The sequence below is a fragment of the Citrobacter sp. MNAZ 1397 genome (genome assembly GCF_023613995.1).
GTDB classification, from domain to species: domain Bacteria; phylum Pseudomonadota; class Gammaproteobacteria; order Enterobacterales; family Enterobacteriaceae; genus Phytobacter; species Phytobacter ursingii.
In genome coordinates this window covers 321,206-337,603 of record NZ_JAKIVH010000004.1, presented here as the reverse complement: position 1 = coordinate 337,603, position 16,398 = coordinate 321,206, and the positions used below count along the sequence as shown (strand labels likewise).

Genomic DNA, 16,398 nt, shown 5'->3' with positions numbered 1-16,398 from the left:
GCCACTCATGTTGTTACATGCACTGGCGTCGCTTGGACATCGCGGGATTAAGACGATCGCGACGTTTGGCCGCGCTGGTTTAATGCTCTTCAATGCGCTGGTCGGTAAGCCGGAATTTGGCAAACACGCGCCGTTGCTGGTGCGCCAACTCTATAATGTGGGTGTCCTGTCGATGCTCATTATTATCGTGTCCGGCGTGTTTATCGGCATGGTGCTTGGCTTGCAGGGCTATCTGGTGCTTACGACCTATAGCGCGGAAACCAGTCTGGGAATGCTGGTGGCGCTCTCCTTGTTGCGTGAACTGGGGCCCGTTGTCGCTGCTCTGCTTTATGCCGGGCGCGCGGGTTCTGCACTGACGGCGGAAATTGGCCTGATGCGCGCGACTGAGCAACTTTCAAGTCTTGAAATGATGGCTGTTGACCCCCTGCGGCGCGTGATTTCTCCTCGTTTTTGGGCGGGGGTGATCTCCTTGCCATTGCTGACGGTTATCTTCGTTGCGGTCGGTATCTGGGGCGGCTCGCTGGTGGGTGTGAACTGGAAAGGAATCGACTCAGGGTTCTTCTGGTCGGCGATGCAAAACGCCGTCGACTGGCGACTGGATCTGGTGAACTGTCTGATTAAGAGCGTTGTCTTTGCCATTACCGTAACCTGGATTGCTTTATTTAATGGTTATGACGCGATCCCGACTTCCGCCGGGATCAGTCGGGCAACGACGCGTACCGTTGTGCACTCTTCGCTGGCCGTGCTTGGTCTTGATTTTGTGCTCACCGCATTGATGTTTGGGAATTGAGTTCATGCAAACGAAAAAAAGTGAAATTTGGGTAGGCATTTTTCTGTTACTGGCGCTGCTGGCGGGGTTGTTTATCTGCCTGAAAGCGGCCGATGTTGCCTCTATGCGTACCGAACCGACGTATCGCGTGTACGCAACCTTCGACAACATTGGCGGCCTGAAAGCGCGCTCGCCGGTCCGTATTGGTGGCGTGGTGGTTGGCCGTGTTGCTGATATTGAACTCGATCCAAAAACTTATCTGCCGCGCGTCGCGCTGGACATCGAAGAGCGTTACAACCAGATTCCTGATACAAGCTCACTGGCTATTCGTACGTCAGGTTTGCTGGGGGAGCAATATTTGGCTTTGAATGTGGGATTTGAGGATCCTGAACTGGGAACTTCTATGCTTAAAGAAGGCAGCACAATCCAGGATACGAAATCCGCAATGGTCCTTGAGGATCTGATCGGACAATTCCTTTACAACAGTAAAGGCAGTGACAATAAGAATTCTGGCGATGCGCAGTCAAAACAGCAGGATGATACTTCCAGCGCACCGTCTGCTGGTAAGACGAATTAACGAGGAGAGTTGACGCATGTTTAAACGTCTATTAATGGTTGCCATGCTGGTTATCGCGCCACTTGGACTCGCCAACGCGACGGAACAAAGCAATCCGTACAAAGCAATGCAGGAGGCGGCAAAGAAAACGTTTGATCGCCTCAAAAACGAACAGCCAAAGATTCGCGCGAATCCAGATTATTTACGTGACGTGGTCGATCAAGAATTACTGCCATACGTCCAGATTAAATACGCCGGTGCCCTGGTGTTGGGGCGTTACTATAAAGACGCAACGCCTGCGCAGCGGGAGGCCTACTTCGCTGCTTTCCGTGAATACCTGAAGCAGGCTTATGGCCAGGCTCTGGCGCTGTATCACGGTCAGACCTACGAGATTGCCCCGGAGAAGCCGCTAGGTGACGCCACGATCGTCCCGATCCGCGTGACTATTATCGATCCAAACGGCCGTCCGCCAGTGCGTCTGGATTTTCAGTGGCGCAAAAACACGCAGTCCGGTAACTGGCAGGCTTACGACATGATTGCCGAAGGGGTGAGTATGATCACCACCAAACAAAATGAGTGGAGCGATCTGTTGCGCACTAAAGGTATCGATGGTCTTACCGCGCAGTTGCAGGCCATTTCTCACCAGAAAATTACGTTGGATGAGAAGAAATAATGACGCCGCAATTAAGCTGGGCGCGTGAGGGTGAACGGCTGGTGCTGCAGGGCGAGCTCGATCAGGATGTGCTTAATCCTTTGTGGAATGCCCGCCAGGATGCAATGAAAGGGACTACCTGTATCGATCTGCGCGCCGTGTCGCGCGTTGATACTGCTGGCGTGGCCCTATTAATTCACCTGATTGCTCAGGGAAAAATTCAGGGCCACCAGGTTTCACTCGAAGGGATAAGCGAGAATTTGCAGACGCTTGCAGCACTCTATAATTTGCCTGCGGACGTATTGCCTCGCTAATTTTTTCAGTACGTTACTCTTTAAAGCCTCGTTTGGTATACCGACGAGGCTTTTTGCTTATTTAAGACCGCCTCACTTTCCTCTAAGATGTGGGGCTGTTTTCACTATCAGATGAAATTAACGCCCATGGAAAATCATGAAATTCAGGCAGTGCTGATGAACGCACTTTCTCTCCAGGAAGCCCACGTCTCTGGCGACGGCAGTCACTTTCAGGTTATTGCTGTGGGTGAGGTTTTTGACGGCATGAGCCGGGTCAAAAAACAGCAGGCCGTATATGGCCCATTAGCGGAATATATAGCGGACAACCGCATTCACGCTCTCTCGATCAAAGCGTATACCCCGCAAGAGTGGGCACGCGATCGCAAACTAAACGGTTTTTGAGCTACGGGTATTACGCCCGCAGCGCGTGTGAATTCTTAACAGAGATCAGATGAATGGATAAGTTTCGTGTACAGGGGCCAACCCGGCTCCAGGGCGAAGTCACAATTTCAGGTGCTAAAAACGCCGCGTTACCCATCCTTTTTGCCGCACTGCTGGCAGAAGAACCGGTAGAGATCCGCAACGTTCCGAAACTGAAAGACATTGATACCACTATGAAGTTGCTGAGCCAGTTGGGTACCAAGGTTGAACGCAACGGATCTGTCTGGATCGATGCTAGCAAGGTTAACGTTTTCTGCGCGCCTTACGATCTGGTTAAAACCATGCGTGCCTCTATCTGGGCGCTGGGGCCGCTGGTCGCACGTTTTGGTCAGGGTCAGGTTTCCTTGCCGGGTGGCTGTGCAATTGGCGCGCGTCCGGTGGATCTGCACATTACGGGTCTGGAACAGCTAGGCGCGGAAATTAAGCTCGAAGAAGGTTATGTCAAAGCGAGCGTGAATGGTCGCCTGAAAGGCGCGCATATCGTCATGGATAAAGTCAGCGTTGGCGCGACTGTCACCATCATGACGGCGGCAACGCTGGCAGAAGGCACCACCATTATCGAAAACGCCGCGCGTGAGCCGGAAATCGTTGATACCGCGAACTTCCTCAATGCGTTGGGTGCGAAAATCAGCGGTCAGGGTACCGACCGTGTCACCATTGAAGGCGTTGAGCGTCTCGGTGGCGGTGTCTATCGTGTGCTGCCGGACCGTATTGAAACGGGCACCTTCCTGGTAGCGGCTGCAATCTCTGGTGGCAAAATCGTATGTCGCAACGCGAAACCCGATACGCTGGATGCCGTACTGGCTAAGCTGCGCGAAGCCGGCGCGGAAATCGAAGTGGGTGACGACTGGATTAGCCTGGATATGCACGGTAAACGTCCGAAAGCTGTTAATGTGCGCACAGCGCCGCATCCGGCGTTTCCGACAGACATGCAGGCGCAATTCACGCTGCTTAATCTCGTTGCAGAAGGCACGGGCGTGATCACCGAGACGATCTTCGAAAACCGTTTTATGCACATCCCTGAACTGATTCGTATGGGTGCGCATGCGGAAATCGAAAGCAATACCGCGATTTGCCATGGCGTCGAAAAACTCTCCGGCGCACAAGTGATGGCAACCGACCTGCGTGCATCTGCAAGCCTCGTGCTGGCGGGTTGTATCGCGGAGGGGACGACGATTGTGGATCGTATTTACCATATCGATCGTGGTTATGAGCGCATTGAAGACAAGCTGAGCGCACTTGGTGCGCATATTGAGCGTGTGAAAGGCGAATAATCTCTCTTTGCCGTCAAACCCCCAACCCGCCTCGGGAAGGGGGTCATCTTGTTTATTTTGGCTTCCTTTGCCGCATCATGCTGGTTCTGTCGATAAATTCATGGGTGACGGGATCGTGATAGCGCGATGGCCATATCACCCAGGGATCGGTATCCAGCGCGCGGGCAATAATAAGTTCTCCTTTCGGCCAGGAGCGCGTTAGCGCATTCTCAAGCGTTGATGAACTCAAACCGCACTTACGCGATTCAGCGGCCAGTGACGTCCCTTTTTTGTGAAGTCCGGCAATGATATCCGCCGGGTGCCAGTCAATAAATTTGTTTTCCATTCTTCCTCCCTGGTAAAAATCCTTAAAACGCTATGGCAATATGAAGAATGTTTACTATACGCATATGAGAGCTATTGCTCTAAAAAGTTCATGTAATATCGCAGCATTTAAGAATTCACCAGGGCTGATGATTAGGGCTGATGATTATAACAGTGAGCGTTTTTTTGTGATTGTTATAAGAACTTATTGACGCTTTCCCGTGGTCAGCGGGAAAGCGAATAAAAGCGTGAATTAGTGATCGCGCTGGACCGCGATATGGGCGAGGCCGATGAGTGCTTCGCGCCACGGGGAGTCAGGAAGAACCTGCAGGGCAGCGATAGCTTTATCCGCCTCTTCTTCTGCACGACGACGCGTCCATTCCAGCGAACCACAAGCGGCCATCGCTTCCAGAACAGGTTCCAGAAGATGTCGCCCGTTGCCCTGCTCAATGGCTTCACGAATCATCTGCGCCTGTTCTGCGGTGCCGTTATGCATCGCATGCAGCAAGGGGAGAGTCGGTTTACCTTCGTTAAGGTCATCGCCGGTGTTTTTACCCAGCGTTTCGCCATCCGCACTGTAGTCCAGCAAGTCGTCAATCAGCTGAAAGGCAGTGCCCAGATAACGGCCATAATCCTGCAACCCTTTTTCCTGGGCGTCGCTGCAACCTGCCAGTAAGCCAGAGCACTGTGCAGCCGCTTCAAACAGGCGCGCAGTCTTGCTGTATATCACGCGCATATAGTTCTCTTCGGTGATGTTCGGGTCATTGACGTTCATCAACTGCAGAACTTCACCTTCGGCGATGACATTCACCGCTTCGGACATGACTTCCAGTACTTTCAGTGAGCCAAGGCTGGTCATCATCTGAAAGGCGCGGGTGTAAATAAAATCACCGACCAACACACTGGCTGCATTACCAAACGCAGCGTTAGCGGTGGCTTTGCCGCGGCGCATATCTGATTCATCCACAACATCGTCATGGAGAAGCGTCGCAGTGTGGATAAATTCGATTAATGCGGCGATGGTGACATGCGCATTGCCTTCGTAGCCAACGGCACGCGCAGCCAGTACGGCAATCATCGGACGGATACGTTTACCGCCGCCGCTAACAATGTAATAACCCAACTGGTTGATTAGCTGAACATCAGAGTTGAGCTGTTGCAGGATTGTCGCATTAACACCCGCCATATCTTGCGCGGTTAACTCATTGATTTTTTCTAAATTCATCGCAAAAGCCGGGCTTTCAGTCCTGTTTACCACATATCAAAATGGGATAACGAAGGGTTACGGGTTAGAATAGTATTGTTGATTGTACTGAAAAAACGCGCCAGATAAACGTTGCCCTACGCATTGTGTTTTTTTTCTGCATGGATTGACGATCGCACTTGTCAAAGGCTCGCGTTTTGCGTAATATTCGCGCCCTATTGTGAATATTTATAGCGCACTCTGAATCACACGATGATGTGCGCGGAAGCGGAGTTTTTTATGTACGCGGTTTTCCAAAGTGGTGGTAAACAACACCGAGTAAGCGAAGGTCAGACCGTTCGCCTGGAAAAGCTGGACATCGCAACTGGCGAATCTGTTGAATTCGCTGAAGTTCTGATGATCGCAAACGGTGAAGAAGTCAAAATCGGCGTTCCTTTCGTTGATGGCGGCGTAATCAAAGCTGAAGTTGTTGCTCACGGTCGTGGCGAGAAAGTTAAAATCGTTAAGTTTCGTCGTCGTAAACACTATCGTAAGCAACAGGGCCATCGTCAGTGGTTCACTGATGTGAAAATCACTGGCATCAGCGCCTAAGACCTGAGGAGTAGATTTAAATGGCACATAAAAAGGCTGGCGGCTCAACTCGTAACGGTCGCGATTCAGAAGCTAAACGCCTGGGCGTTAAGCGTTTCGGTGGCGAATCCGTTCTGGCGGGTAGCATCATCGTTCGTCAGCGTGGCACCAAATTCCACGCTGGTACTAACGTAGGTTGCGGTCGTGACCACACTCTGTTTGCTAAAGCAGACGGTAAAGTGAAATTTGAAGTTAAAGGCCCGAATAACCGTAAATACATCAGCATCGTTGCTGAGTAAGTTTTTCGTGGTCCGGTAACGGATGAAAGCCCCGCAACACGTTGCGGGGCTTTTTACATTAGAAGTCCGGAAAACTTTCTGTAGGGAAAACGGGCATGAAGCAGCAGGCTGGCATTGGTATTCTTTTGGCGCTCACTACCGCAATGTGCTGGGGAGCACTGCCAATTGCAATGAAACAGGTGCTGACGGTAATGGAACCCCCGACAGTGGTGTTTTATCGTTTTTTAATGGCGGCAATCGGCCTTGGTACGATTCTGGCCTGTAAACGTAAACTCCCTTCGCTGCGCCAGTTTCGCAAGCCGAAATGGCTGGTGTTGCTCGCCATTGCGACCGGTGGGCTATTCGGTAATTTCGTGCTCTTTAGTTCCTCCCTGCAGTATTTAAGCCCGACTGCGTCGCAGGTGATTGGGCAACTGTCGCCGGTTGGTATGATGGTCGCCAGTGTCTTTATTCTGAAAGAGAAGATGCGCGGGACGCAGGTGATTGGCGCAATCATGTTGCTTTGCGGTCTGGTTATGTTTTTCAACACCAGCCTGATTGAGATTTTTACCAAACTGACCGACTACACCTGGGGCGTCATTTTCGGCGTCGGGGCGGCAACGGTTTGGGTCAGTTATGGTGTCGCGCAAAAAGTATTATTGAGGCGTCTGGCTTCACAACAGATCCTCTTTTTGCTGTACACTTTATGTACGATAGCGTTACTGCCTTTGGCCCGGCCTAGCGTGATTTCCCAGCTCAGTAACTGGCAACTTGCGTGCCTGTTTTTCTGTGGCCTGAATACGCTGGTCGGCTATGGCGCGTTGGCGGAAGCAATGGCTCGCTGGCAGGCTGCGCAGGTCAGCGCGCTCATCACCCTGACGCCGCTGTTTACGTTGTTGTTTTCAGATTTATTATCAATGGCCTGGCCCGATGTTTTCGCCAGACCGATGTTAAACCTTATCGGTTATCTCGGTGCGTTTGTCGTGGTTGCGGGAGCAATGTATTCCGCCATTGGTCATCGTCTTTGGGGACGCTGGCGCAAGCGTGAAGTGGTTGTCACTTTGCCCCGCTCAGGCGAATGAGTTACGGAGAGTAAAATGAAGTTTGTTGATGAAGCGGTCATCCTGGTCGTGGCGGGTGACGGCGGTAACGGTTGTGTGAGCTTCCGTCGCGAAAAATACATTCCCAACGGTGGACCGGATGGCGGCGACGGTGGTGATGGCGGCGACGTCTGGCTGGAAGCAGACGAGAACCTGAACACCTTAATTGACTACCGCTTTGAAAAATCATTCCGCGCTGAACGTGGTCAGAACGGTCAAAGCCGTGACTGCACGGGTAAGCGCGGTAAAGATGTGACGGTGAAAGTGCCGGTAGGTACTCGTGTGATTGACCAGGGCACAGGCGAAACCATGGGCGATATGACCAAACACGGTCAGCGTCTGATGGTGGCGAAAGGCGGCTGGCATGGTCTGGGCAATACCCGTTTCAAATCATCCGTTAACCGTACGCCGCGTCAGAAGACGATGGGGACGCCGGGTGATAAACGCGACCTCATGCTGGAGCTGATGCTGCTGGCGGATGTGGGGATGTTGGGTATGCCGAATGCGGGCAAATCTACTTTCATCCGCGCTGTCTCTGCGGCAAAACCTAAAGTGGCTGACTATCCGTTTACCACGCTGGTTCCAAGCCTCGGCGTCGTGCGTATGGATAACGAAAAAAGCTTCGTGGTAGCGGACATCCCAGGGCTGATTGAAGGGGCATCTGAGGGCGCAGGTCTTGGTATTCGCTTCCTCAAACATCTTGAGCGCTGCCGCGTATTGCTACATCTGATCGATATCGATCCGATTGACGGTTCCGATCCGGTTGATAATGCGCGGATCATCATTGGCGAGCTGGAAAAATACAGCGAAAAACTGGCGGCTAAACCGCGCTGGCTGGTCTTCAATAAAATTGACCTGATGGACAAAGCTACAGCAGAAGCCAAAGCCAAAGAGATCGCCGAAGCATTGGGCTGGCAAGATAAGTATTACCTTATCTCTGCGGCCAGCCAGCAAGGTGTTAAGGACCTCTGTTGGGATGTGATGACCTTTATCATCGAAAACCCGATCGCTCAGGCGCAGGAAGAGAAACAGCCAGAGAAGGTCGAGTTTATGTGGGACGATTATCACCGTCAGCAGCTTGAAGAAGCCGAAGAAGACGACCTGGACGATGATGACTGGGACGAAGATGACGAAGAAGGCATTGAGTTCATCTACAAACACTGATTCTGCTATTCCCCCACGGACGAACGTCTGAGGGGGATTACAGACACTCTGAGCCGGGAAAGCGTTAACGCTACCCGGCTTTTTTATTAATTGTTCTGGTAGATGTCTTTGTACAGGCGGCTTTCAAAGCGAACCAGTGGGATACGTCGGTTACGCTGATCGGCGGGTTCTACCGCATAACCCGACAAATATTGTACGAAGGCCATTCGCTGCCCGCTTGCGGTAGTGATAAAACCAGCCAGGTTGTAAACGCCTTGCAGCGAACCTGTTTTGGCAGATACCTTGCCGTCCACGCCAGCTTCATGCAGACCCGCCCGGTACTGTAATGAGCCATCATAACCCGCAAGCGGCAGCATAGAGATGTAATTGAGCTCGTTGTCATGCTGGGCAATGTACTGGAGTACCTGCATCATGGTGGCAGGCGCAATCAGATTGTGGCGCGACAGACCCGAGCCATCCGCAATGATCGTGTTTCCGATATCCACGCCGGCTTGCTGACGCAGAATCTGACGAACTGCATCAGAACCGGCGCGCCAGGTTCCCGGTACGCCAAAGCGGGCATGACCAATCATGCGGAAAACGGTATCGGCAATCATGTTGTCCGACTTTTTCAGCATGATTTTCAGCAAATCATGCAACGGGGCCGATTGTGTGCTGGCGATAACTGTGCCGGGCTCGTTGACTTGTGTCTGGCGCAACAGGGTTCCCGTATAGGTAATGCCTGCATCTTTGAGTTCTGCCTTGATTATAGCGCCGGCATAACTGGCGCCATCCTGAATGGCAAAAGCCAGCGGTAGCGGGTCAGTACGTTGTGGCAGGCAGCCGGTCAGCGTGAAGCGGTTTAAATCGCCAGGAACAACATCCAGTTCGCAGTATTGCCCTTCGGATGAGCCGCGCGCCAGCGTACGGACCTGGCTGAACATGTTTACCGGGTAGTATGATGCGACGCGGATATACGCAAGGTCTCCGGGTTTCTGCGCGCTGTATAACGAAACAGAAAAACAGTTGCGGTCGATAATAGCTGCTGCGGGTGGGGCGCTAAAGCACTGGGTCATGTCGTTCCATGGCCAGCCGGGGGCTTTGTCATGGCTGGCAAAAATCGATGTATCGATAAGGACATTTCCCTCGATTTTTTGCACTCCAGATTTTTTCAGGGTCGCGACCATATTGCGTATATTCTGACGTTTTAACGTCGGATCGCCGCCAAATCTTGCGACTAAGTCACCTTTTAATACACCATTGTCAACCGTACCTTTACTCTCCAGCGTCGTGGTGAAGCGGAAATCAGGGCCAAGCTGTAATAAAGCAGCCAGCGCGGTAATGACTTTTTGCGTACTCGCCGGTAAAGCCATTTGCTTGCCGTGATAATCGATATCCGGTTCCTGTGCTCCCACCTTTTGCACTATGAGGGCGAGATTCGCGCCGTCCGGTAACTGGTTTATGTACTCGTCGACATTCGCGGCCTGAACATTCAGGGCTATACTTGTTGTCAATCCGATGAAAAATCTGGGAAATCGCATAATCTCGCGCTAACAACCTGGAAACAAGCCGTCATACTACGGCGCATCGACCCGGAAAGTAAACGATGACCCATAGTGAACTTCCGGGTAAAATACGTATCAAATTGAAAAATTGTTGCTGACCTGGGGCTTTGTCTCCGGGTCAGTTTTCTTTTGCTTCTGGTCGGGGGTTATGCACCTGAATCCGGGCAGACATAGCAGCCGGGGCGGGAGACTGCTCCATACAGGAAAGTTTAAGAGGTATAACAAATGCAAGCTATTCCGATGACCTTACGTGGTGCCGAAAAACTGCGCGAAGAGCTGGATTTTTTGAAATCAGTGCGCCGTCCTGAAATTATCGCCGCGATCGCGGAAGCGCGCGAGCATGGTGACCTGAAAGAAAATGCGGAATACCATGCAGCCCGCGAACAGCAAGGCTTTTGTGAAGGTCGTATCAAAGATATCGAAGCAAAACTGTCCAATGCGCAGGTTATCGATATCTCTAAAATGCCGAACAATGGTCGTGTAATTTTTGGTAGTACGGTCAGTGTGCTCAATCTGGATACTGAGGAAGAGCAGACTTACCGTATTGTGGGTGACGACGAAGCTGACTTTAAGCAAAATCTGATCTCCGTAAATTCACCGATCGCGCGTGGTCTGATCGGTAAAGAACAAGACGATGTCGTTGTCATTCGTACCCCGGGCGGCGATGTCGAATTCGAAATTATCAAAGTGGAATATCTCTGAATAATTTCGTTAACCGCACTTGTTGACGTATTGTAAAGAAAAGAAAAAGGCCGCACTGCGGCCTTTTAACAACTCAATGAGCATGGCATTTTGCTCGTCTGTTAGCGAAAACCCCTCGTTTTACACAGATTTTGTGTTCAATTAAGGATATTCTTAGCGCGGCAGCGAGATTTTGCGCTCTTTAGCAGGACGATAAAGTACCAGCGTTTTACCGATGACCTGTACGTTACAGGCGCCGGTTTCGCGTACAATAGCTTCCACGATCAAGGTCTTAGTCTCGCGGTCTTCGGTAGCGATTTTAACCTTGATAAGCTCATGGTGCTCTAACGCTTGTTCGATCTCGGCCAGTACCCCTTCGGTCAAACCATTGTTGCCAAGCATAACTACAGGCTTGAGCGGATGTGCCAGACCTTTCAGGTGCTGTTTTTGTTTAGTACTCAGATTCATCGTATATTTTGCTTACGTTGGGATTGAAAACGGGTCATTCTACCGCCATCTCCCATATATCACCAAATCGCCGCGTGTAATTTTACGTTGCTGTATACGATGAACCCAGACGGAATGTGAAATGACAGGTAAAAAGCGTTCTGCCAGCTCGAGTCGCTGGCTTCAGGAACACTTTAGCGATAAATATGTTCAACAGGCGCAGAAAAAGGGGTTACGTTCCCGTGCCTGGTTTAAACTTGATGAAATACAGCAAAGTGACAAACTTTTTAAGCCGGGAATGACAGTTGTCGATCTCGGTGCCGCTCCTGGTGGCTGGTCGCAATATGCGGTCACGCAGATCGGGGGCACAGGCCGAATCATCGCGTGTGATCTTTTACCTATGGATCCAATCGTTGGTGTGGACTTTCTTCAGGGTGACTTTCGTGATGAATTAGTCCTGAAAGCATTACTGGATAGAGTCGGGGACAGTAAAGTACAAGTTGTCATGTCAGATATGGCACCAAACATGAGCGGAACCCCAGCAGTTGATATTCCCCGCTCTATGTACCTGGTGGAACTGGCGCTACAGATGTGCCGGGATGTGTTAGCGCCTGGTGGTGGTTTTGTTGTGAAAGTCTTTCAGGGCGAAGGTTTCGATGAGTACCTTAGGGAAATTCGCTCTCTGTTTACGAAAGTGAAAGTTCGTAAGCCGGACTCTTCCCGTGCCCGTTCACGAGAAGTGTACATTGTAGCGACCGGGCGAAAACTATAGTAACCTGACGCTGTTTTTAACACAGTTGTAATATGAGGTTAATCCCTTGAGTGACATGGCGAAAAACCTAATACTCTGGCTGGTCATTGCCGTTGTGCTGATGTCAGTATTCCAGAGCTTTGGGCCCAGCGAGTCTAATGGCCGTAAGGTGGATTATTCTACCTTCCTGCAGGAGGTCAACCAGGACCAGGTTCGCGAAGCGCGTATCAACGGACGTGAGATCAACGTTACCAAGAAAGATAGTAACCGTTACACGACTTACATCCCGGTGAACGATCCGAAACTGCTTGATAACCTGCTGACTAAAAATGTCAAAGTGGTTGGCGAGCCGCCGGAAGAACCTAGCCTGCTGGCTTCAATCTTTATTTCCTGGTTCCCGATGCTGTTGCTGATTGGGGTCTGGATATTCTTTATGCGCCAAATGCAGGGCGGCGGTGGCAAAGGTGCCATGTCGTTCGGCAAGAGCAAGGCGCGTATGCTCACCGAAGACCAAATTAAAACGACTTTTGCGGATGTTGCAGGTTGCGACGAAGCGAAAGAAGAAGTGGGTGAGCTGGTTGAATACCTGCGTGAACCGAGCCGTTTCCAGAAGCTGGGGGGTAAAATCCCGAAAGGCGTCCTGATGGTCGGCCCTCCGGGTACCGGTAAAACGCTGCTCGCGAAAGCGATCGCGGGTGAAGCGAAGGTGCCATTCTTTACCATTTCTGGTTCTGACTTTGTGGAAATGTTCGTTGGTGTCGGTGCATCACGTGTGCGTGACATGTTCGAACAAGCCAAAAAAGCGGCACCGTGTATTATCTTCATTGATGAAATCGATGCCGTCGGTCGCCAGCGTGGTGCCGGCCTGGGCGGCGGTCATGATGAACGTGAGCAGACGCTGAACCAGATGCTGGTTGAGATGGATGGTTTCGAAGGTAACGAAGGTATCATCGTTATTGCTGCGACTAACCGTCCAGACGTTCTTGACCCTGCACTGTTACGTCCGGGCCGCTTTGACCGTCAGGTTGTTGTGGGCCTGCCGGATGTGCGCGGTCGTGAGCAAATCCTGAAAGTGCATATGCGTCGCGTACCGCTTTCTCCGGATATTGATGCGGCAATTATCGCTCGCGGTACGCCTGGTTTCTCCGGTGCGGATCTGGCAAACTTGGTGAACGAAGCAGCGCTGTTTGCTGCACGCGGCAACAAGCGCGTCGTTTCGATGGTTGAGTTCGAAAAAGCGAAAGACAAAATCATGATGGGTGCGGAACGTCGCTCCATGGTGATGACGGAAGCACAGAAAGAATCGACTGCTTATCATGAAGCAGGCCATGCGATTATTGGTCGTCTGGTACCGGCACACGATCCGGTACACAAAGTCACTATTATTCCGCGTGGTCGCGCACTGGGCGTGACGTTCTTCCTGCCGGAAGGGGACGCGATCAGCGCCAGCCGCCAGAAGCTGGAAAGCCAGATCTCTACACTGTATGGCGGTCGCCTCGCAGAAGAGATCATCTACGGTGCTGAGCAAGTTTCTACCGGTGCGTCGAACGACATCAAAGTGGCGACAAACCTGGCGCGTAACATGGTGACCCAGTGGGGTTATTCAGACAAACTCGGTCCATTGCTCTACGCTGAAGAAGAAGGCGAAGTGTTCCTTGGTCGTAGCGTAGCGAAAGCGAAACACATGTCTGATGAAACCGCACGGATTATCGATCAGGAAGTGAAAGCATTGATTGAGCGCAACTACAATCGTGCACGCCAGATCCTGAACGAAAATATGGATATCCTGCATGCGATGAAAGACGCGTTGATGAAATATGAAACCATCGATGCGCCGCAAATCGATGACCTGATGGCTCGTCGCGACGTGCGTCCGCCAGCCGGCTGGGAAGATCCTGGCACCAACAATTCTGACAGCAATGGCACCCCGCGTGCACCGCGTCCGGTAGACGAACCGCGTACGCCGAACCCGGGTAACACGATGTCTGAACAGTTGGGCGACAAGTAAGTTTTCTCTTGCCGATGATGTGTTCTTTTGCTGAAACCCTGGGGCTTGCTCCGGGGTTTTTCTTTTTTGCACAACCAAATATTCAAAAGGTTTTACGTCATGAAATTGCATGCTCAGGGTACCACCCTCGATCTTTCTCATCCGCATGTGATGGGGATCCTCAATGTGACGCCGGATTCTTTTTCAGATGGCGGAACGCATAACACGTTGGTCGAGGCGGTCAGGCATGCCAATCTGATGATTAATGCCGGCGCAACGATTGTGGATGTCGGTGGCGAATCTACCCGCCCTGGTGCTGCAGAGGTCAGCGTGGAGGAAGAGCTGGAGCGCGTGATTCCGGTGGTGGAAGCGATAGCGCAGCGTTTTGAAGTATGGATTTCTGTCGACACCTCTAAGCCCGAAGTGATCCGTGAATCGGCCAGGGTTGGGGCGCACATTATTAATGACATCCGTTCGCTGACTGAACCTGGCGCACTGGAGGCCGCGGCGGAAACGGGGCTCCCTGTCTGTCTGATGCATATGCAGGGGCAGCCTAAGACCATGCAAGAAGCGCCAAAATATGATGATGTCTTTGCCGATGTAAATCGTTTCTTTATTGACCACATTGCACGCTGTGTGCGGGCTGGTATCTCAAAAGAGAAATTGTTACTCGACCCCGGATTTGGTTTCGGTAAGAATCTCACACACAACTACGCGCTCCTCGCCCGCCTGGCGGAGTTTCATCATTTTAACCTGCCTCTGTTGGTAGGAATGTCGCGTAAATCGATGGTTGGCCAGCTACTGAACGTTGGCCCGAACGAAAGATTGAGTGGTAGCCTGGCATGTGCGGTGATTGCCGCCATGCAAGGTGCGCACATTATTCGTGTCCACGATGTAAAAGAAACGGTTGAAGCCATGCGGGTGGTGGAAGCCACACTGTCAGCGTCAGCGAAGGAAAACAAACGCTATGAGTAATCGTAAATATTTTGGCACCGATGGTATCCGTGGTCGCGTTGGTGATGCGCCAATTACCCCTGACTTTGTGCTTAAACTGGGCTGGGCGGCCGGTAAGGTACTGGCGCGTCATGGCTCACGCAAAATTATCATTGGCAAAGATACCCGCATTTCCGGCTATATGCTGGAATCTGCACTCGAAGCTGGTCTCGCCGCTGCGGGTTTGTCTGCCTCTTTTACCGGGCCGATGCCTACTCCCGCAGTGGCATATCTTACCCGTACGTTTCGTGCGGAAGCGGGGATTGTCATCTCAGCATCGCATAACCCTTTCTATGACAACGGCATTAAATTCTTTTCTATTGACGGTACCAAGCTGCCGGACGCGGTAGAAGAAGCCATCGAAGCTGAGATGGAAAAAGAACTGACCTGCGTGGATTCAGCCGAGCTGGGTAAAGCCAGCCGTATCGTGGATGCCGCTGGTCGTTATATCGAATTTTGCAAAGCAACATTCCCGAACGAGCTCAGCCTGAATACGCTTAAAATTGTTGTGGACTGCGCGAATGGCGCTACTTACCACATTGCTCCGAGTGTTTTCCGCGAACTGGGTGCGAAGGTAATCGCAATGGGATGCGAGCCTGATGGCGTCAACATCAATGAAAACTGCGGCGCAACGGATGTCAGGGCATTGCAGCAACGTGTCCTGAGTGAAAAAGCGGATTTAGGTATTGCTTTTGATGGCGACGGTGATCGCGTGATCATGGTCGACCATGAAGGCAACAAGGTCGATGGCGACCAAATTCTCTACATCATCGCGCGCGAAGCCTTGCGTCAGGGGCAATTACGCGGCGGCGCTGTAGGGACGCTGATGAGTAACATGGGACTGGAACTGGCGTTAAAACAGCTTGGCATTCCATTTGCGCGCGCGAAAGTGGGTGACCGCTACGTCCTCGAAAAATTGCAGGAAAAAGGCTGGCGCCTTGGCGCAGAGAACTCCGGCCACGTCATTCTGCTGGACAAAACGACAACCGGCGATGGGATTGTAGCAGGCCTGCAAGTTGTGGCGGCAATGGTGCGTAATCACATGAGCCTGCATGATTTATGCAGCGGGATGACCATGTTCCCCCAGATACTGGTGAATGTGCGCTATACCTCCAGCGACATTGATCCGCTCGAAGATGAGCAGGTTAAAAGCGTGACCGCTGAGGTTGAAGCGGCGTTGGGCAATCGTGGCCGCGTACTGTTGCGTAAATCCGGAACTGAACCATTGATTCGCGTCATGGTGGAAGGCGAGGTTGAAGAGCACGTAGTTGCGTTTGCCAACCGTATCGCAGATGCGGTTAAAGCAGTTTGATGGCCATTAAGTGTCTAAAAAGGCGGCGTTTGCTGCCTTTTTAATACGAGATGTCTCCGTTTTTGCTGTTTTTTTCCTC

At 51.7% G+C, this 16,398-nt stretch carries 19 protein-coding genes; 15 read left to right on the top strand and 4 right to left on the bottom strand.

What is annotated here, in order from left to right; translation table 11 throughout:
• Positions 1-7: 7 nt before the first annotated feature.
• The 6 genes from mlaE to murA all read left to right on the top strand — a co-directional run bounded on the left by mlaE (position 8) and on the right by murA (position 3,985).
• Entirely contained in the window at positions 8-790 is a 783-nt protein-coding gene (gene mlaE, locus L2097_RS21165) for a lipid asymmetry maintenance ABC transporter permease subunit MlaE (RefSeq protein WP_047372945.1), read from the top strand.
• A 4-nt stretch (positions 791-794) separates the two neighbouring features.
• On the top strand, positions 795-1,346 hold the full coding sequence (gene mlaD / locus L2097_RS21160; RefSeq protein WP_047372946.1) for an outer membrane lipid asymmetry maintenance protein MlaD: 552 nt from the start codon (positions 795-797) through the stop codon (positions 1,344-1,346).
• 16 nt (positions 1,347-1,362) lie between these two features.
• Positions 1,363-1,998 (top strand): phospholipid-binding protein MlaC, encoded by a 636-nt coding sequence (gene mlaC, locus L2097_RS21155; RefSeq protein WP_047372947.1) that lies wholly within the window; start codon positions 1,363-1,365, stop codon positions 1,996-1,998.
• Entirely contained in the window at positions 1,998-2,291 is a 294-nt protein-coding gene (mlaB, locus tag L2097_RS21150) for a lipid asymmetry maintenance protein MlaB (protein ID WP_047372948.1), read from the top strand. The genes mlaC and mlaB overlap by 1 nt, the downstream gene beginning before the upstream one ends.
• A gap of 126 nt (positions 2,292-2,417) precedes the next feature.
• Complete coding sequence (gene ibaG / locus L2097_RS21145) at positions 2,418-2,672, top strand: BolA family iron metabolism protein IbaG (RefSeq protein WP_047372949.1); 255 nt, start codon at positions 2,418-2,420, stop codon at positions 2,670-2,672.
• Between the two features lie 53 nt (positions 2,673-2,725).
• The gene (gene murA / locus L2097_RS21140; RefSeq protein WP_047372950.1) at positions 2,726-3,985 is read left to right on the top strand and encodes a UDP-N-acetylglucosamine 1-carboxyvinyltransferase; all 1,260 of its coding nucleotides are present in this window, start codon (positions 2,726-2,728) and stop codon (positions 3,983-3,985) included.
• Positions 3,986-4,037: 52 nt separating this feature from the next.
• Here murA and sfsB read toward each other — a convergent pair whose 3' ends face one another.
• On the bottom strand, positions 4,038-4,310 hold the full coding sequence (gene sfsB, locus L2097_RS21135; protein WP_250353619.1) for a DNA-binding transcriptional regulator SfsB: 273 nt from the start codon (positions 4,308-4,310) through the stop codon (positions 4,038-4,040).
• Between the two features lie 231 nt (positions 4,311-4,541).
• Positions 4,542-5,513, bottom strand: coding sequence for an octaprenyl diphosphate synthase (gene ispB / locus L2097_RS21130; RefSeq protein ID WP_047372952.1), 972 nt, complete (start codon positions 5,511-5,513; stop codon positions 4,542-4,544).
• Positions 5,514-5,771: 258 nt separating this feature from the next.
• Here ispB and rplU point away from each other — a divergent pair, with 258 nt between their 5' ends.
• The 4 genes from rplU (at position 5,772) to cgtA (ending at position 8,604) form a co-directional block, all read left to right on the top strand.
• Complete coding sequence (gene rplU, locus L2097_RS21125) at positions 5,772-6,083, top strand: 50S ribosomal protein L21 (RefSeq protein ID WP_003025032.1); 312 nt, start codon at positions 5,772-5,774, stop codon at positions 6,081-6,083.
• Between the two features lie 20 nt (positions 6,084-6,103).
• Positions 6,104-6,361 carry a 50S ribosomal protein L27 gene (gene rpmA, locus L2097_RS21120; protein ID WP_003861831.1) on the top strand — a complete coding sequence of 86 codons (258 nt, stop codon included), beginning with the start codon at positions 6,104-6,106 and terminating at the stop codon, positions 6,359-6,361.
• Positions 6,362-6,456: 95 nt separating this feature from the next.
• On the top strand, positions 6,457-7,422 hold the full coding sequence (locus tag L2097_RS21115) for a DMT family transporter (protein WP_250353618.1): 966 nt from the start codon (positions 6,457-6,459) through the stop codon (positions 7,420-7,422).
• A gap of 15 nt (positions 7,423-7,437) precedes the next feature.
• Positions 7,438-8,604, top strand: coding sequence for an Obg family GTPase CgtA (cgtA, locus tag L2097_RS21110; protein WP_047372954.1), 1,167 nt, complete (start codon positions 7,438-7,440; stop codon positions 8,602-8,604).
• 86 nt (positions 8,605-8,690) lie between these two features.
• Here the strand turns inward: cgtA and dacB are convergent, their stop codons facing one another.
• Positions 8,691-10,124: a serine-type D-Ala-D-Ala carboxypeptidase gene (dacB, locus tag L2097_RS21105; protein ID WP_250353617.1), complete on the bottom strand. Its 1,434-nt coding sequence runs from the start codon at positions 10,122-10,124 to the stop codon at positions 8,691-8,693.
• Between the two features lie 249 nt (positions 10,125-10,373).
• Here dacB and greA point away from each other — a divergent pair, with 249 nt between their 5' ends.
• Positions 10,374-10,850 carry a transcription elongation factor GreA gene (gene greA, locus L2097_RS21100; RefSeq protein WP_047372956.1) on the top strand — a complete coding sequence of 159 codons (477 nt, stop codon included), beginning with the start codon at positions 10,374-10,376 and terminating at the stop codon, positions 10,848-10,850.
• A 153-nt stretch (positions 10,851-11,003) separates the two neighbouring features.
• Here greA and yhbY read toward each other — a convergent pair whose 3' ends face one another.
• Positions 11,004-11,297, bottom strand: a complete 294-nt coding sequence (yhbY, locus tag L2097_RS21095; RefSeq protein ID WP_039077470.1) for a ribosome assembly RNA-binding protein YhbY — start codon at positions 11,295-11,297, stop codon at positions 11,004-11,006.
• A gap of 121 nt (positions 11,298-11,418) precedes the next feature.
• Between yhbY and rlmE the strand changes: the two genes are divergently transcribed.
• From rlmE to glmM, 4 genes are all read left to right on the top strand, one after another.
• Positions 11,419-12,048 carry a 23S rRNA (uridine(2552)-2'-O)-methyltransferase RlmE gene (gene rlmE / locus L2097_RS21090; protein ID WP_039077471.1) on the top strand — a complete coding sequence of 210 codons (630 nt, stop codon included), beginning with the start codon at positions 11,419-11,421 and terminating at the stop codon, positions 12,046-12,048.
• 55 nt (positions 12,049-12,103) lie between these two features.
• Positions 12,104-14,035 (top strand): ATP-dependent zinc metalloprotease FtsH, encoded by a 1,932-nt coding sequence (gene ftsH, locus L2097_RS21085; RefSeq protein WP_085005585.1) that lies wholly within the window; start codon positions 12,104-12,106, stop codon positions 14,033-14,035.
• A 99-nt stretch (positions 14,036-14,134) separates the two neighbouring features.
• The gene (gene folP / locus L2097_RS21080; RefSeq protein WP_047372958.1) at positions 14,135-14,989 is read left to right on the top strand and encodes a dihydropteroate synthase; all 855 of its coding nucleotides are present in this window, start codon (positions 14,135-14,137) and stop codon (positions 14,987-14,989) included.
• The gene (gene glmM / locus L2097_RS21075) at positions 14,982-16,319 is read left to right on the top strand and encodes a phosphoglucosamine mutase (RefSeq protein WP_047372959.1); all 1,338 of its coding nucleotides are present in this window, start codon (positions 14,982-14,984) and stop codon (positions 16,317-16,319) included. The genes folP and glmM overlap by 8 nt, the downstream gene beginning before the upstream one ends.
• The last annotated feature ends 79 nt before the right edge of the window (positions 16,320-16,398 follow it).

Bases quoted from the DNA above. Each gene is read 5' to 3' on its own strand.
- mlaE (WP_047372945.1), top strand. From the start codon at position 8: ATGTTGTTACATGCACTGGCGTCGCTTGGACATCGCGGGATTAAGACG.
- mlaD (WP_047372946.1), top strand. From the start codon at position 795: ATGCAAACGAAAAAAAGTGAAATTTGGGTAGGCATTTTTCTGTTACTG.
- mlaC (WP_047372947.1), top strand. From the start codon at position 1,363: ATGTTTAAACGTCTATTAATGGTTGCCATGCTGGTTATCGCGCCACTT.
- mlaB (WP_047372948.1), top strand. From the start codon at position 1,998: ATGACGCCGCAATTAAGCTGGGCGCGTGAGGGTGAACGGCTGGTGCTG.
- ibaG (WP_047372949.1), top strand. From the start codon at position 2,418: ATGGAAAATCATGAAATTCAGGCAGTGCTGATGAACGCACTTTCTCTC.
- murA (WP_047372950.1), top strand. From the start codon at position 2,726: ATGGATAAGTTTCGTGTACAGGGGCCAACCCGGCTCCAGGGCGAAGTC.
- sfsB (WP_250353619.1), bottom strand. From the start codon at position 4,310: ATGGAAAACAAATTTATTGACTGGCACCCGGCGGATATCATTGCCGGA.
- ispB (WP_047372952.1), bottom strand. From the start codon at position 5,513: ATGAATTTAGAAAAAATCAATGAGTTAACCGCGCAAGATATGGCGGGT.
- rplU (WP_003025032.1), top strand. From the start codon at position 5,772: ATGTACGCGGTTTTCCAAAGTGGTGGTAAACAACACCGAGTAAGCGAA.
- rpmA (WP_003861831.1), top strand. From the start codon at position 6,104: ATGGCACATAAAAAGGCTGGCGGCTCAACTCGTAACGGTCGCGATTCA.
- L2097_RS21115 (WP_250353618.1), top strand. From the start codon at position 6,457: ATGAAGCAGCAGGCTGGCATTGGTATTCTTTTGGCGCTCACTACCGCA.
- cgtA (WP_047372954.1), top strand. From the start codon at position 7,438: ATGAAGTTTGTTGATGAAGCGGTCATCCTGGTCGTGGCGGGTGACGGC.
- dacB (WP_250353617.1), bottom strand. From the start codon at position 10,124: ATGCGATTTCCCAGATTTTTCATCGGATTGACAACAAGTATAGCCCTG.
- greA (WP_047372956.1), top strand. From the start codon at position 10,374: ATGCAAGCTATTCCGATGACCTTACGTGGTGCCGAAAAACTGCGCGAA.
- yhbY (WP_039077470.1), bottom strand. From the start codon at position 11,297: ATGAATCTGAGTACTAAACAAAAACAGCACCTGAAAGGTCTGGCACAT.
- rlmE (WP_039077471.1), top strand. From the start codon at position 11,419: ATGACAGGTAAAAAGCGTTCTGCCAGCTCGAGTCGCTGGCTTCAGGAA.
- ftsH (WP_085005585.1), top strand. From the start codon at position 12,104: ATGGCGAAAAACCTAATACTCTGGCTGGTCATTGCCGTTGTGCTGATG.
- folP (WP_047372958.1), top strand. From the start codon at position 14,135: ATGAAATTGCATGCTCAGGGTACCACCCTCGATCTTTCTCATCCGCAT.
- glmM (WP_047372959.1), top strand. From the start codon at position 14,982: ATGAGTAATCGTAAATATTTTGGCACCGATGGTATCCGTGGTCGCGTT.